General features: G+C 66.6%; 15 protein-coding genes. 10 read left to right on the top strand and 5 right to left on the bottom strand.

Going from position 1 to position 14,058, the window contains the following annotated elements; all coding sequences use genetic code 11:
• On the bottom strand, positions 1-882 hold the full coding sequence (locus AC3A6P_RS16420; protein WP_487692710.1) for an acyl-CoA thioesterase: 882 nt from the start codon (positions 880-882) through the stop codon (positions 1-3).
• A gap of 132 nt (positions 883-1,014) precedes the next feature.
• Here AC3A6P_RS16420 and AC3A6P_RS16415 point away from each other — a divergent pair, with 132 nt between their 5' ends.
• The 3 genes from AC3A6P_RS16415 to AC3A6P_RS16405 all read left to right on the top strand — a co-directional run bounded on the left by AC3A6P_RS16415 (position 1,015) and on the right by AC3A6P_RS16405 (position 3,887).
• The gene (locus tag AC3A6P_RS16415) at positions 1,015-2,151 is read left to right on the top strand and encodes an acyl-CoA dehydrogenase family protein (protein ID WP_487692709.1); all 1,137 of its coding nucleotides are present in this window, start codon (positions 1,015-1,017) and stop codon (positions 2,149-2,151) included.
• Entirely contained in the window at positions 2,148-3,389 is a 1,242-nt protein-coding gene (locus AC3A6P_RS16410) for an acyl-CoA dehydrogenase family protein (RefSeq protein WP_487692708.1), read from the top strand. Before AC3A6P_RS16415 ends, AC3A6P_RS16410 begins: the two co-directional genes overlap by 4 nt.
• A 66-nt stretch (positions 3,390-3,455) precedes the next feature.
• Positions 3,456-3,887, top strand: coding sequence for a nuclear transport factor 2 family protein (locus AC3A6P_RS16405; RefSeq protein WP_487692707.1), 432 nt, complete (start codon positions 3,456-3,458; stop codon positions 3,885-3,887).
• A gap of 9 nt (positions 3,888-3,896) precedes the next feature.
• On the opposite strand, the gene AC3A6P_RS16400 is transcribed toward AC3A6P_RS16405, so the two are convergent.
• Both AC3A6P_RS16400 and AC3A6P_RS16395 read right to left on the bottom strand, forming a co-directional pair.
• Positions 3,897-4,913, bottom strand: a complete 1,017-nt coding sequence (locus AC3A6P_RS16400) for an Rv2578c family radical SAM protein (RefSeq protein WP_487692706.1) — start codon at positions 4,911-4,913, stop codon at positions 3,897-3,899.
• Positions 4,914-4,978: 65 nt separating this feature from the next.
• On the bottom strand, positions 4,979-5,404 hold the full coding sequence (locus tag AC3A6P_RS16395; protein WP_487692705.1) for a hypothetical protein: 426 nt from the start codon (positions 5,402-5,404) through the stop codon (positions 4,979-4,981).
• Between the two features lie 288 nt (positions 5,405-5,692).
• Here AC3A6P_RS16395 and urtA point away from each other — a divergent pair, with 288 nt between their 5' ends.
• The 6 genes from urtA to AC3A6P_RS16365 all read left to right on the top strand — a co-directional run bounded on the left by urtA (position 5,693) and on the right by AC3A6P_RS16365 (position 11,120).
• A complete protein-coding gene (gene urtA / locus AC3A6P_RS16390; RefSeq protein WP_487692704.1) occupies positions 5,693-6,958 on the top strand; it encodes an urea ABC transporter substrate-binding protein in 1,266 nt (421 codons plus the stop codon).
• 11 nt (positions 6,959-6,969) lie between these two features.
• On the top strand, positions 6,970-7,854 hold the full coding sequence (urtB, locus tag AC3A6P_RS16385; RefSeq protein WP_487692703.1) for an urea ABC transporter permease subunit UrtB: 885 nt from the start codon (positions 6,970-6,972) through the stop codon (positions 7,852-7,854).
• On the top strand, positions 7,851-8,960 hold the full coding sequence (gene urtC / locus AC3A6P_RS16380; RefSeq protein WP_487692702.1) for an urea ABC transporter permease subunit UrtC: 1,110 nt from the start codon (positions 7,851-7,853) through the stop codon (positions 8,958-8,960). The genes urtB and urtC overlap by 4 nt, the downstream gene beginning before the upstream one ends.
• On the top strand, positions 8,957-9,775 hold the full coding sequence (urtD, locus tag AC3A6P_RS16375; protein ID WP_487692701.1) for an urea ABC transporter ATP-binding protein UrtD: 819 nt from the start codon (positions 8,957-8,959) through the stop codon (positions 9,773-9,775). Before urtC ends, urtD begins: the two co-directional genes overlap by 4 nt.
• Complete coding sequence (gene urtE / locus AC3A6P_RS16370) at positions 9,776-10,468, top strand: urea ABC transporter ATP-binding subunit UrtE (protein ID WP_487692700.1); 693 nt, start codon at positions 9,776-9,778, stop codon at positions 10,466-10,468.
• Between the two features lie 112 nt (positions 10,469-10,580).
• Positions 10,581-11,120, top strand: coding sequence for a hypothetical protein (locus AC3A6P_RS16365; protein ID WP_487692699.1), 540 nt, complete (start codon positions 10,581-10,583; stop codon positions 11,118-11,120).
• Positions 11,121-11,212: 92 nt separating this feature from the next.
• On the opposite strand, the gene hisS is transcribed toward AC3A6P_RS16365, so the two are convergent.
• The gene (gene hisS, locus AC3A6P_RS16360) at positions 11,213-12,481 is read right to left on the bottom strand and encodes a histidine--tRNA ligase (protein WP_487692743.1); all 1,269 of its coding nucleotides are present in this window, start codon (positions 12,479-12,481) and stop codon (positions 11,213-11,215) included.
• A 15-nt stretch (positions 12,482-12,496) separates the two neighbouring features.
• Positions 12,497-13,051 (bottom strand): MBL fold metallo-hydrolase, encoded by a 555-nt coding sequence (locus tag AC3A6P_RS16355; protein ID WP_487692698.1) that lies wholly within the window; start codon positions 13,049-13,051, stop codon positions 12,497-12,499.
• Between the two features lie 109 nt (positions 13,052-13,160).
• Here AC3A6P_RS16355 and AC3A6P_RS16350 point away from each other — a divergent pair, with 109 nt between their 5' ends.
• Complete coding sequence (locus AC3A6P_RS16350; protein ID WP_487692697.1) at positions 13,161-14,051, top strand: peptidylprolyl isomerase; 891 nt, start codon at positions 13,161-13,163, stop codon at positions 14,049-14,051.
• Positions 14,052-14,058: the final 7 nt, after the last annotated feature.

The following is a 14,058-nucleotide window of genomic DNA, read 5'->3' as shown; positions in this document are numbered from 1 at the left end:
CTACAACCGGCTCTTCGACTCGATCGAGTTGTCGACCGCACGCAGCGGGCGGATCAACCCCTCCTGGACGAACGACGCCAGCAGGGCGCCATCCTCGGTGTGCACCGTGCCGCGCACGTAGGACATGCCGGCGCCCACCTGGGTGCTCTCGTGGGTGTAGAGCAGCCAGCCGTCCCAGCGCACGGGCTCGTGAAAACTGACGGTGACGGTCATGGGCGCCGTCGACACGGTCAGATGCGCCTGGCTGGTGCCGATCCCGGCGTGTGCCCGCATGGTGGTCGAGATACCCAGGTGGCCGGTGAAATAGGCGATCAGCGCTTTGGCCAGATCCTCACGCGTGGGCACCGGGTCGTAGTGCAGCCAGGCGTGCAGTTCCGGTGGCCCCACCTCGTCGGGGCTGTTGACGTCCACCACATCCACCAGGCGCACCTGCCTGCCGGTCATGGGCATGTGCGCGACATTGGCGTCTGCGGGTGCGGTCACCTCCGGCTTGGGCAGATGGTGGGTGATGACATCGCCGGAGGGCACATCGGCGAGCACCGTGACGGTGATGGCCCGTTTACCGTTCTGCGCGGCGGTCACCACCGCGGTGGCCGTGGACCGTCCCTCATGCACCACGTCGATGGCCAGTTCCACCGGGGCGCCGACGAACACCGCCCTGCTGAACACCGCATGCGCTGACCGGATGGACTTGTCCGGAAACCGTTTGGCGACCGCGACGATCGCCTGGGCCAGCACCTGGGTGCCCTCCACCACCTGTCGGTCGTCCTCGCCGGCCCGACCGGTGTCGGCGCTCACCTGTTCACTTCCGGTGAGCTCGACGTCGAAGAGGTCGATGAGCTCGCCGAGCGTCCACAACGCCTGGTCCGAATCGGTTGTCATGACCCTCCCACCTGCAGTGACAGCGGATATCGCACCCCTGATGCAGCGGCGCATCAGCATGGTAACGTCGTTTGCACTAAAGCGGTAATGCCATTGCCATTTTCGGCATACGGACTACAGGGAGGTGGGCCGGTGACGCAGGCCGCAAGCCCGGAACAGATCCTGTTCGCCTCCACGGCTCAGGCCTTCCTGGACAAGGAAGCGTCCCTGGCCAGGGTCCGCGAACTGCACCGACAGGGCACGTCTTTCACCCCGGACTGGTGGCAGCGCGCGGCAGAACTGGGCTGGGCCAGTCTCTTGGTTCCCGAAGAACTCGGCGGCGGCAGCGTGTCCGGGGACGGGGTGTCCGACCTGGCGCTGGTGGCTCAGCAAATCGGGCGCACCGTGGCGCCCGGCCCGCTGCATCCGGTCAGCACGGTGCTGGCCGCACTGGCCGAAGCCCCCGCCGGGCACGAAAGCACCATCGAAGCCCTGGTCTCGGGCGGACTGGTGGCCTCCTGGGCGGTGTACGAACCTCGACGCCCATGGGCACCGTCGACACCTCAGGTGACGGCCGCCGCGACCGGCTCCGGTTACCGTCTCGACGGGGTGAAAGATCGGGTCGAAGCCGGCGACCAGGCCGGTGTGCTGCTGGTGGTTGCCGCCACCGATGCCGGGGTGCGCCAGTTCCTGGTGCCGACGGACTCCGCCGGTGTCAGCGTCGAGCCGCAACGGTCGGTGGACATGGTGAAGCGTTATGCGCGTGTCCGTTTCGACGGCGTCGACGTCGGCGAAGGCGCCCTGGTGGGCAGCCCGGAGCAGACGGAGGCGCTCATCGACCGGCAGACTCAGATTGCGCGGGTGCTGCAGTGCGCCGAATCCGTGGGGATCTTCGACGCCGTGCTGACCATGACGGTGCAGTGGGCCTTCGACCGGCACACTTTCGGTCGCCCACTGGCGTCCTACCAAGCACTCAAACACAAGTTCGCCGACATGAAGCTGTGGCTCGAATGCTGCCGCGCCACCACCGCGGCCGCGGTGGCCGACGTGGCGCAGCGCTCACCGAACGCGGCGCTGTCCACACAGATCGCCAAATCCTATGTGGGCGAACACCTGCCGGTCGCGGTTCAGCAGTGTGTGCAGTTGCACGGCGGGATCGGCGTCACCTGGGAACACGACCTCCACCTCTACCTGCGCCGGGCTGCCCTGTACCGCTCGCTGTTCGGCACCCCGGAGGATCTGAACATCGCCGTCTACCATCAGCTCAACGAAGTGGAACTCGCCTCATGACCGACACGGTTGCCACCGAGACCGTAGCCGAGTTCGCCGCCAGGGCGCGCACCTGGCTGGCCGAGAACATGCCGCGTATCGATCCGGACAACCCGCCGTTCTCCGACCGCGGCGACGAAGGGTCGTGGCTCCGTGCGCGCGAGCTGCAAAAACTGTTGTGGACAGGCGGATTCGCCGGAATCTGCTTCCCCCGCGAATATGGCGGGCTGGGACTGCCGATCCAGTACCAGAAGGCGTTCGACGCGGAAACCCGCAGCTATGAGATGCCGCTGATTCTCAACACACCGAGTTTCACCATCTGCTGCGCCACCATTCTCGACACCGGCAGTGAGGATCAGAAGCGCGACCGCATCTCGGCCGCACTGCGGGGCGACGAGGTGTTGGTGCAGCTGCTGTCCGAACCCAACGGTGGGTCCGATCTGGCCGGCGTCATCACCCGAGCTGACCGTCAGGGCGACACGTGGATCATCAACGGCGCCAAGACCTGGAGCACCAGCGCGTTCGCCGCGGACTACGGTTTGATGCTGGCGCGCACCGATTGGGCCGTACCCAAGCACGAGGGCCTCACCATGTTCCTGGTGCCGATCAACAGCCCCGGCATCACCATGCGGCGCATCAAGCAGGTCGACGGGTCGGAGGAGTTCTGCGAGGAGTTCTTCGACGGCCTCGAACTCGGCGACGACGCCGTGGTGGGCGAGGTCAATGCCGGCTGGACGGTGGCCTCCCGGCAGCTGTACCACGAACGCCGCGCGGTGGGCGGCGGCTCGGAGTTCGCCAGCGGCAAGGGAAGTGAGAACGCCCAGGAGGCGCCCACCGACTTCGCCGCTCTCGCCGAGGCCACCGGCCAGGCCGACGATCCACGGATCCAGGCGCTGGCCGGGCGCGCCCTGGTGCACCGAGCGGTCAAAGAACAGCTGATCGACCACGTGTTCCGCGGGGTCAACGACGGTTCGCTGCCGCCGACGGCGGGCACCTTGATCCGGCTCTACCACGCCGAACAGGTGGAACTCGAAGTCGACACCGCACTGGCGATCGCAGGCACCGCCGGTGTGGTCGACGAACTCGACGGGCTTCTCGGCGTCGGTGAGCGGTATCTGTCCCGGCAAACCGCCGCCCTGGGCGGCGGAAGCACCGAGATGGCCAAGAACGTCATCGGCGAACGGATTCTCGGCTTCCCCCGCGAGTACGCCGCCGACCGGGGCGTGCCGTTCAACCAGGTCAAGCGCAGCCGCACCTGAAACCACCCGCTCCGACACCTGCTCGTTCCGCGCCGCCTCGGACTCCGGTTTGGCTATTCTGTCCCGATGAGCCAGCCCACCACCGAAGTCTCCCCCGCTCTGGCCGCATCGCAAGCCTCCTGGAAAGCCGTCCAGTCGCACGACAAGCAGGCGTGGCTGGGGTTGATGGCCGACGACGTGGTGATCGAGGACCCGATCGGCCAGGCCATCACCAATCCCGACGGCACCGGCGTGCGCGGCAAGGAGGCGGTGTCGGCGTTCTATGACACCAACATCGCGTCGAACAAGCTCCGTATCACTTGCGAGGAGACCTTCCCCTCCAGCTCACCCGACGAGATCGCGCACATCCTTGTCCTGCGCAGCGAGTTCGAGGGCGGGTTCAGCAGTGAGGTCCGCGGTGTGTTCACCTACCGCGTCGACAGCGAAGGCAAGATCGCCAACATGCGCGGCTACTGGAACATGGACGTCATGAAATTCGAATCGGCACAACAGAATTAGACAGCGAGATCAGAACAGCGTCGGCTGCAGGTCCTCGGCAGGTGCAGCCTCGGGCGGCGACACCCGGGAGAACCGGCGCTCGTCGCCGGTGAGCCCGTACTTGGCCACCAGTGGAGCAGCCCGCTGGCGCAACATGGCGCGGTACTCCTCCGGTAGGTAGGCCCCGTGGCGATAGAGCTGGCGGTAGGGCGTCACCAGTTGCGGATAGGCGCTTGCCAGCCATGACATGAACCAGCCCCTGGTGGTGCCACGCAGGTGCAGGCCGAACACTGTGACGCTGGTGGCGCCGGCCTCGGCGATCTGCCCCAACAGGATGTCGAGGTGCTCGACCGAATCGGTGAGATACGGCAGCACCGGGGCCACCATGACGTGGCAGTCCAGACCGGCCGCGCGGATGGCGGAGATCAGCTGCAGCCGCGCGTGCGGGGTCGGGGTGCCGGGTTCCACCTGCCGGTGCAACTCGGCATCGCCGATGGCCAGCGAGACAGACACCGACACAGGCATTTCCGTGGCCGACTCGGCGATCAGCGGGAGGTCGCGCCGCAGCAGCGTGCCTTTGGTGAGGATCGAGAACGGCGTCTTGAAGTCGGTGAGCGCGGCGATGATCCCGGGCATCAGGGCATAGCGCCCCTCGGCTCGCTGATACGGGTCGGTGTTGGTGCCCAGCGCCACCGTTTCGCGGCGCCAGCCGGGCCGGCTCAGTTCCCGCCGCAGCACATCGACGACATTGGTCTTGACCACGACCTGGGTGTCGAAGTCGTTACCGCAATCGAGATCCAGGTACTCGTGGGTGGGGCGGGCGAAACAGTACCGACAGGCGTGCGAGCAGCCGCGGTAGCCGTTCACGGTGAACTTGAACGGGAGCATGGACGCGTCGGGCACTTTGTTCAGCGCCGACTTGCACAGCACCTCGTGAAAGGTGATGCCGTCGAACTGTGGAGTGCGGACACTGCGGATGAAGCCGATGCGCTGCAGACCGGGCAGCGCCCCGTCGTCGACGTTCACACCCTGAGCTGCCCACCGCATGCGTTCAATGCGAACACATGTTCGACAGCGCTGTCAATGGGGCGCCCAGGGCGGTCAGCCGTTGATCACCACTGCGACAGCTGGCACCGCACGTTGTAGGGATCGTCGTGGGCAACCTGGACCACGCCGTCGACGGCGATGTCGCAGTGCACGTTCGGAGCGGCCCGCCCACCGTGGGTGGTGCTGCCGACCTGGAGGATGGCCCACTGCGGGTCGGCCATGGTGGTTTCGAAGACCCACGGCACACCCGGGGCCAGGTTCACCGTCTCGCGCTTGGCATAGGCGTAGGCGTCAGCATTGAAGGCTGCCATGCTGGGCGGCTGCGACGTCAGGTAGAAGAGGTCGAACTCATAGGGCGCCGCGGACACCAGCGTGTACCTGACCTGCTGGCCCACCGGCTCGGCGCCGGCCACGCCCGGACCCGCGATGCCCGCAGCGGCCAGGAGAGCCGCCGCACCAACTGTGATTGACGCTTTTCGCATGTTGGTCATATCTGCCGACGCTACCTGATCGTTACACCGCCGCCGGAAGTTTGGTCAGACCACGCAACACCGACTAGCTAAGCCGATAGCCAAGCTGTCAAACATCGGGATAACCCCGTCTGGCCACCAGGTTAATTTGTTCGTGACACACAGATATTTCCCAGAAACATAACCGCCTTAAGTTCCGATTCGGCACCCGCGGGGGGTGCCGGTCGGGTCGCGACGAGCCATTTTCACGGGCATTTCTGGTCGCGGGCCGCACTTACTTTTCATGAAAGGCTCTCGATGCGTGGATCTGTGCGTCTCCATCGCTCGTCGTTGAAACGGTCGGCACTTGCTGCCGGCGGCGTGCTGTTTGCTACCAGCCTGATCCTGTCCGGCTGCGGTAGCAAAGCCAGTGACACCGGCACCGCCGCAGAGGCGGCATCGTGCGTCGACACCGAGGGACCCACGATCAAGGTGGGCTCGCTGAACTCGCTGTCGGGCACCATGGCCATCTCCGAGGTGACCGTGCGCGACGCCATCAAGCTGGCGGTGGACGAGATCAACGCATCCGGCGGCGTCTTGGACAAGCAGATCGAACTCATCGGTGAAGACGGCGCCTCCGAGCCCACCGTGTTCGCCGAGAAGGCCGAGAAGCTGATCAGCAGCGACTGTGTCGCCGCGGTGTTCGGCGGCTGGACGTCCTCGAGCCGCAAGGCCATGCTCCCGGTGTTCGAGAGCGCCAACTCGCTGCTGTACTACCCGGTGCAGTATGAGGGCCTGGAGTCCTCGCCCAACATCTTCTACACCGGTGCCACCACCAACCAGCAGATCGTGCCCGCCCTGGACTACCTGAAGGAGAAGGGCGTCAAGTCCCTTTACCTGGTGGGCAGCGACTACGTGTTCCCGCAGACCGCCAACCGCATCATCAAGGCCTACGCCGAGGCCAACGGCATCGAGATCAAGGGCGAGGACTACACCCCGCTGGGCTCCACCGACTTCTCCACCATCGTCAACAAGGTCCGCACCGCCGATGCCGACGCGGTGTTCAACACCCTCAACGGCGACTCCAACGTGGCGTTCTTCCGCGAGTACCGCAACGTGGGCCTCACCCCGCAGGACATGCCGGTGGTCTCGGTGTCGATCGCCGAAGAAGAAGTGGGCGGTATCGGCGTGGAGAACATCACCGGCCAGCTGACCGCGTGGAACTACTACCAGACCATCGACACTCCGGTGAACACCGCCTTCGTCGAGGCCTACAAGAAGGCCTACGGAGCCCACAAGCCCACCTCGGACCCCATGGAAGCGGCCTACACCTCGGTGTACCTGTGGAAGAACACCGTCGAGAAGGCCGGCGCCTTCGACACCAAGGCCATCCAGGACAACGCCGACGGCGTGACGTTCGACGCTCCTGAAGGTCTGGTTACCATCGACGGCGAGAACCACCACATCACCAAGACCGCGCGCATCGGCGAGATCCGGCCCGACGGTTTGATCTACACCATCTGGGAGTCGCCCGGCCCGATCGAGCCGGATCCGTTCCTGAAGTCCTACCCGTGGGCCGCCGGACTCTCCGGCTGAGGCACGACTAGATGGATGTCCTGATCGGACAGCTGGCAACAGGATTGAGCCTCGGCTCGATCCTGTTGCTCGCTGCACTCGGATTGTCGTTGACCTTCGGTCAGATGGGCGTCATCAACATGGCGCACGGCGAGTTCATCATGGCCGGCTGCTACACCGCCTTCCTGGTGCAACAGATCGTTTCCAGTGCCGGTGTCTCACTGATCATTTCGCTGATCGTCGGATTCCTCATCGGCGGCCTGCTGGGTGTGTTGCTGGAAGTCACGCTGATCCAGCGGATGTACCACCGGCCGCTGGACACGCTGCTGGTGACGTTCGGTGTCGGCCTGATCCTGCAGCAGGTCGCCCGCGACATCTTCGGTGCACCCGCGGTCAACGTCATCGCCCCGTCCTGGCTGTCCGGCGGCTTCGACATCATGGGCGCGGTGGTGCCCAAGACCCGCATCTTCATCCTGGTGCTGGCCGTCGTGTGTGTGACCGTGCTGGCCGTCGTGCTCAAGGTCAGTCCCATGGGCCGCCGCATCCGAGCCGTGGTGCAGAACCGCGATCTCGCTGAGACCAGCGGTATCTCCTCACGCAAGACCGACATCACCACGTTCTTCATCGGCTCCGGCCTGGCCGGTGTGGCCGGTGTGGCGCTGACGTTGATCGGTTCGACGAGCCCGACCATCGGCCAGAGTTATCTGATCGACGCGTTCCTGGTGGTCGTCGTCGGTGGCCTGGGCCAGATCAAGGGCACCGTGATCGCGGCGTTCGGCATCGGGTTCTTGAACTCGTTCATCGAGTACAACACCACGGCGTCGCTGGCGAAGGTGATCCTCTTCGTGCTCATCGTCATCTTCCTGCAGGTCCGGCCACAGGGCCTGTTCACCGTTCGGACAAGGAGTCTCGTATGACACGGCTTCTCGGCCGGTGGCAGACGTGGGCGGGGTTCGGTATCGCCGCGGTGCTGCTCTTCGGCGTCATGCCCGCAGTGCTGTCGGACTTCCGGCTCAGCCTGCTCGGCAGATTCCTGTGCTTTGCCATCGTGGCGGTCGGCATCGGGCTGGCCTGGGGCCGCGGCGGCATGCTGGTGCTGGGCCAGGGCGTGTTCTTCGGCCTCGGCGGCTACATGATGGCGATGCACCTCAAGGTCGCCGATGCCCAGATCGCCGGCGACGACGTGCCGGATTTCATGCAGATCCAGGGTGTCCGTGAATTGCCCGGATACTGGGCACCTTTCGCCTCTCCCCTGGTGACATTGCTGGCCATCTTGATCATCCCGGCCGGGATCGCGGCGGCTCTGGGGTTCGGGGTGTTCAAGCGCCGGGTCAAGGGCGCCTATTTCGCCATCCTGTCCCAGGCGCTGGCGGCGGCGCTGGCCATCCTGCTGATCGGTCAGACCGGCCTCGGAGGTTCCAACGGGCTCAACAGGTTCCGCACGTTCTTCGGGTTCAACCTTAACGACCCGCTGAACCGCCAGATGCTGTACTTCATCGCCGCCGGAGTGCTGCTCGCCGTGGTCGCCATCGCACGGCAGCTCATGCAGAGCCGATATGGCGAACTGCTGGTGGCGGTGCGCGACGGCGAGGAGCGGGTGCGCTTCCTGGGGTATGACCCCGCCAACATCAAGGTGGTGGCCTACACCGTCGCCGCCTTGTTCGCCAGCATCGCCGGTGCACTGTTCGCGCCGATCGTCGGGTTCATCGCCCCGTCGCAGGTCGGCATCCTGCCGTCCATCGCGTTCCTCATCGGCGTGGCGATCGGCGGCCGCACCACCCTGCTGGGCCCGGTGCTCGGCGCCATCGGTGTGGCCTGGGCGCAAACCCTGTTCTCCGAACAGTTCCCGTCGGCGTGGACCTACGGGCAGGGCCTGCTGTTCATCCTGGTCGTCGGCTTCTTCCCCGCCGGCTTCGCCGGGCTGGCGGTGTTCCTCAAGCGGAAACGCAAGGCCGCGGAGAAAGAAGCTGTACCGGACTCCGACCCTGACCTCGAGAACGAGAAAGTGGGGGCGCCCTCATGAGTCACCCGGGCACGCTGGAACCCGTCGCGGGCGGCAACGCCGGCATGGGCGCCCAGTACCTCGAAGTGCGCGGGCTCACCGTGGATTTCGACGGGTTCAAGGCGGTACAGAACGTCGACCTCACCCTCTTCCAGGGTGATCTCCGGTTTCTGATCGGGCCCAACGGCGCCGGCAAGACCACGGTGATCGACGCGATCACCGGCCTGGTGTCGGCCACCGGATCGATCAACAAGTCCGGCAAGGAACTGGTGGGCAAGAAGGTGCACCAGATCGCCAAGCTCGGAGTGGGACGCACGTTCCAGACCGCGAGTGTGTTCGAAAAGCTCACGGTACTGCAGAATCTCGACATCGCAGCCGGCGCCGACCGGTCGTGGTGGACACTGCTGCGCCGCCGCGGGACGGTACTGCCGTCCATCGAGGAGGCCCTGGAGATCACCGGGCTCGCACATCTGGCCGACAGACCGGCGGGGGTGCTGGCACACGGGCAGAAGCAGTGGCTGGAGATCGGCATGCTGCTGGTGCAGAACGCCGACGTGCTGCTGCTCGACGAGCCCGTCGCCGGGATGAGCACCGAGGAGCGGGAGGAGACCGGAAACCTGTTGCGGCGCATCGGCGCCGAACGCACGGTGGTGGTGGTGGAACACGACATGGACTTCATGCGCGCGTTCGCCACCTCGGTGACGGTGCTGGCCCGCGGCCAGGTGATCGCCGAAGGCACCGTCGCCGAGGTGCAGGCCAACCCCAAGGTGCAAGAGGTCTATCTGGGAACCGCCGCGGCCGGCGCCGACGGACTCGACGAAACGGAGGCGTCGTAGATGCTGCAACTGGTTGATGTACACACCGGATACGGCCGGTCCGAAGTCATCCACGGCGCCAGCGTCGGGGTGCCCTCGGACGGCGTGGCCGCGGTGATGGGCCACAACGGAGCCGGCAAGACGACACTGCTGCGGGCCGCGGTCGGGCTGCTCAAGTGCACGGCGGGCAAGGTGATGTTCGACGGTGAGGACATCACCAAGCTGCGCCCGTCGGCGCGGGTGGCCCGTGGGCTGGCCTACGTCCCGCAGGGCCAGCAGTCCTTCGGGCAGCTGACCACCATGGAGAACCTGCAGGTGGTGGCGGATGGTCGCAAAAACGGCAAGCAGCTGATCGATGAGCAGCTGGACCTGTTCCCGGCCCTCAAGGAACTGCTGACCCGTCGCGCCGGTCTGCTCTCGGGCGGCCAGCGCCAGCAGCTGGCCATCGCGCGGGCGCTGATCACCACGCCCAAGACACTGATCCTCGACGAACCCACCGAAGGTATCCAGCCGTCGGTGGTGCACGAGATCGAGGAGACCATCACGGCGTTGACGCAGCGCGGCAACCTCGGGGTCCTGCTGGTCGAGCAGCACATCGGGTTCGCGCTGGAATCGGCACAGCAGTACTACATCCTCGAGGCCGGCCGGGTGACCCACAGCGGCACCGGCGGCTCGGCCTCCGAAGAGGACGTCCGCGCCGCGATGGCGATCTGAGAACCGCGGCCATCTGAGAACCAGGCCGAGCGCGCGTGTTTGCACAGCAACACGCCGGGTTTCTCGTACAAACACGCACGCTCGTCACCGGGGCGGTGGCAGGCTGCAGGGCATGACTGCGCCTGCCACGCCCCGGATCCTCGCCGACACCGGCGGACTGGTGGTCACCGACGACGGCCGACGGGTCAACGTGATCGACCGCGCGACCGGAGGATTGACCATCACGGCCTTCGTGCTGGGTGTGGTGGCACTCGTGGTCGGCGGTTTCGGCGTGGTGGCCGTTGCGACGGGCGCTCCGTCGCGGTTGCTCGGTGCGGTGTTCACCGCCGCCGGTCTGGCCGTCGCCGCCCTGATGCTGCTGGTGGTGCGCAAGGTCAAGCAGCGTCGCACCGCGCCGCTGGGCAGCTGTCGGTCGGTCGCCGTCCTGGATCGCAAACTCAACCTCTTCACCGTCGCGGGCGGCGCACTGCTGCCCCTGGACCGGATCCGTTTCGAACGACGCATGCAGCTGGGCTCCAGCTCGCCCAAACTGGTGGCCGTCACCCCCGGCGGCGTCCATGTCCTCAAGCGCGGCAACCCTTTTGACGGCAGCATCGGTGAGGCCGACCAGATCCTCAACGAGGTGGTGCAGGGCGGTGCCCTGCCCGCATGACCGACCGCCCGTACCCGCGGCGAGCGTGCGTGATGTGCGCGCTGGGACCGGTGTGTCGCGGGCAGACACGCGCGCTCGCCCTAGGTGGGAGGTCAGTGGGATAGGCGTGAAAGCACTTCGGCGACAACGGCATCGGATGCGACGTCCACCTGCTCGCCGGTGCCGAGGTTCTTGACGCCGACGGTGCCCGCCTCGATATCACGGTCACCGGCCACCAGCGCGATCGAGGCGCCCGAACGGTCGGCGGCTTTCATCGCGGCTTTGAGGCTGCGGTCACCGTAGGCCAGGTCGGCGCGCACTCCGGCGGCCCGCAGCGTCGCGGCGAGCACCGCCAGTTCGAGCTTGGCCTGCTCCCCTAGCGGCACACAGAACACGTCGACCCGGCTCGCCGAACCGACGGTCTTGCCCTCGGCCTTCAAGGCCAGCAGCGTGCGGTCCACCCCGAGACCGAATCCGATACCGGACAGATCCTGCCCGCCCAGCTGACTCATCAGCCCGTCGTAGCGTCCGCCGCCACCGATGCCCGACTGGGCGCCGAGCCCGTCGTGCACGAACTCGAACGTCGTCTTGGTGTAGTAGTCCAGGCCGCGCACCATGCGCGGATTGATCACGTACGGCACCCCGATCCGGTCCAGGTGCGCCAGCACGGTGTCGAAATGGGCCTTGGCGGCATCGGAGAGGTGGTCGAGCATCACCGGAGCATCGGCGGTCATCGCTCGCACCTCGGGCCGCTTGTCGTCGAGCACCCGCAACGGGTTGATCTGCGCGCGCGTGCGCGTGGCCTCGTCGAGATCGAGCTTGAACAGGAAAGCCTGCAACAGCTCCCGGTACGCGGGCCGGCAGGTGTCATCACCGAGTGAGGTCAGCTCGAGGCGGAAACCGGTCAGGCCCAGCGACCGGAACCCGGCGTCGGCGATCGCGATGACCTCGGCGTCCAGCGCCGGATCGTCGACTCCGATGGCCTCGACGCCGACTTGCTGCAGCTGGCGGTACCGGCCCGCCTGCGGTCGTTCATAGCGGAAGAACGGACCCGAGTAGCAGAGCTTGACCGGCAGCGCCCCACGGTCGAGACCGTGTTCGATCACGGCGCGCATCACCCCGGCCGTGCCCTCCGGGCGCAGCGTCACCGAGCGGTCGCCGCGGTCGGCGAAGGTGTACATCTCCTTCGACACCACATCGGTGGACTCCCCCACGCCACGCGCGAACAGCGCCGTCTCCTCGAAGATCGGCAGTTCGACATCGCCGTACCCGGCGCGGCGCGCGACCGCGAGCAGACCGTCACGGACGGCGACGAATTGCGCCGAGTCCGGTGGCAGATAGTCGGGAATGCCTTTGGGCGCCTTGAACTCGCTCACTTGCAGTGTCAGCTCTCTTAATCAGTTGCGGGTGAGTCGGCGCACGGCGCCGACGGTGGTGGACGAGCCGTGACCCGGTAGTACCACGGCGTCGTCCTCGAGGACCATCAGTTTTCCCAGGGCCGCAGGCGCGGCATCCCCGATGAACACCACCGGGACGGATTCTTCGTCGCTGTCGGCGGTCACCCGGTACACCACCGAGCCGGCGGTGTGACCCGGCGTGTGGTCGACGGTGACGAGGATATCCGCGATCTCCAGCTCGTCGCCGTCGCGCACGTCCATCAGGGTGTCCGGCTGTTCTGCACCCATGTCTTCCAGCAGCGACCGGTCGGCGAAGTGGAGATAGGTCGGGATGCCCCAGCCGACGCTCAGGTCGAACGCCGAGGCAGCGTGGGCGGCATGGCCGTGGGTCAGTAGGACAGCGGCCGGGGTGAAGCCGTTGACCGCGAAGTAGTACTCCAGGGTGGGCACCGCCTCGTCACCGGGATCGATGACGATCGCCTCCGCGCCCGGCGCCGCGGCCACCAGGTAGCAGTTGACGCCGCCGGGTCCGGTGGCGAAGCCTGTGATCAGCACGCCGACAAGTTTCGCACGCGGGTCGACACCGACCCAGCGGCCGCGGGCTGGCACACTCGGAGCCAACGAAGTCAATCGACCCCCAGAGAAAACACGGAGGGCATCGGCGGTGCCGACGAACGAAGAACGACGAGAGACAGCCAAGCGCAAGCTCGAGGAGCAGGTGCAGCAGCGCGAGGCGCAGGCCAGGAAGCGCCGGACGATGACCATCATCGGAGGCTCGGTGGCAGCGGTTGTCGTGATCGCGGCGGTGGTGGCCACCGTGGTGATCACCCAGCGTGATTCCAGCAGCACCACCGCCTCCGCCTCCACCACCGAACCCACCTCGTCGGTGTTCGACGCGCCGACAGCGGCTCCGCCCGCCACCGGCCAGCTGCCGCCTTTCACCCCGCTGGCCAGCACCGGGGCTGATTGCCAGTATCCCGCCGCACAGCCCGCCAGCAAGGAGAACACCCCTCCGCGCACCGGCAAGGTGCCCACCGACCCGGCGTTGATCAGTGCCAGCATGGCGACCTCCCAGGGCAACATCGGCCTGCAGCTGGACAACGCCAAGTCGCCCTGCACGGTGAACAGCTTCGCCAGCCTGGCCCAGCAGGGCTATTTCAACGACACCCCGTGCCACCGGCTGACCACCTCGCCGTCGTTGTCGGTTCTGCAGTGCGGTGACCCGACCGGGCAGGGCACCGGCGGCCCGGGCTATGAGTTCGCCAACGAGTACCCCACCGACCAGTACCCGCAGAACGATCCCGGACTGCAACAGCCGGTGTTGTACCCCCGCGGCACCCTGGCCATGGCGAACGCCGGCCCTGGCACCAACGGCAGTCAGTTCTTCCTGGTCTACGCCGATTCGCAGTTGCCGCCGCAGTACACGGTGTTCGGCACCATCGACGAGACCGGATTGGCGACCCTGGACAAGATCGGCGAGGCCGGGGTCGACGGCGGTGGCCAGGACGGCCCACCGGCGCAAGAAGTGACGATCAAGACGCTCGCGCTGGACTGATCTCGCC

Source organism: Mycobacterium sp. Soil_C_30, from assembly GCF_057656995.1.
The sequence above is the reverse complement of the archived record's forward strand: the minus strand, read 5'-3'. Positions and strand labels throughout refer to the sequence as shown.

Excerpts from the sequence above, each read along its gene's own strand:
- AC3A6P_RS16420 (WP_487692710.1), bottom strand. The coding sequence starts at position 882 with ATGACAACCGATTCGGACCAGGCGTTGTGGACGCTCGGCGAGCTCATC.
- AC3A6P_RS16410 (WP_487692708.1), top strand. The coding sequence starts at position 2,148 with ATGACCGACACGGTTGCCACCGAGACCGTAGCCGAGTTCGCCGCCAGG.
- AC3A6P_RS16405 (WP_487692707.1), top strand. The coding sequence starts at position 3,456 with ATGAGCCAGCCCACCACCGAAGTCTCCCCCGCTCTGGCCGCATCGCAA.
- AC3A6P_RS16400 (WP_487692706.1), bottom strand. The coding sequence starts at position 4,913 with ATGCGGTGGGCAGCTCAGGGTGTGAACGTCGACGACGGGGCGCTGCCC.
- AC3A6P_RS16395 (WP_487692705.1), bottom strand. The coding sequence starts at position 5,404 with ATGACCAACATGCGAAAAGCGTCAATCACAGTTGGTGCGGCGGCTCTC.
- urtB (WP_487692703.1), top strand. The coding sequence starts at position 6,970 with ATGGATGTCCTGATCGGACAGCTGGCAACAGGATTGAGCCTCGGCTCG.
- urtC (WP_487692702.1), top strand. The coding sequence starts at position 7,851 with ATGACACGGCTTCTCGGCCGGTGGCAGACGTGGGCGGGGTTCGGTATC.
- urtD (WP_487692701.1), top strand. The coding sequence starts at position 8,957 with ATGAGTCACCCGGGCACGCTGGAACCCGTCGCGGGCGGCAACGCCGGC.
- urtE (WP_487692700.1), top strand. The coding sequence starts at position 9,776 with ATGCTGCAACTGGTTGATGTACACACCGGATACGGCCGGTCCGAAGTC.
- AC3A6P_RS16365 (WP_487692699.1), top strand. The coding sequence starts at position 10,581 with ATGACTGCGCCTGCCACGCCCCGGATCCTCGCCGACACCGGCGGACTG.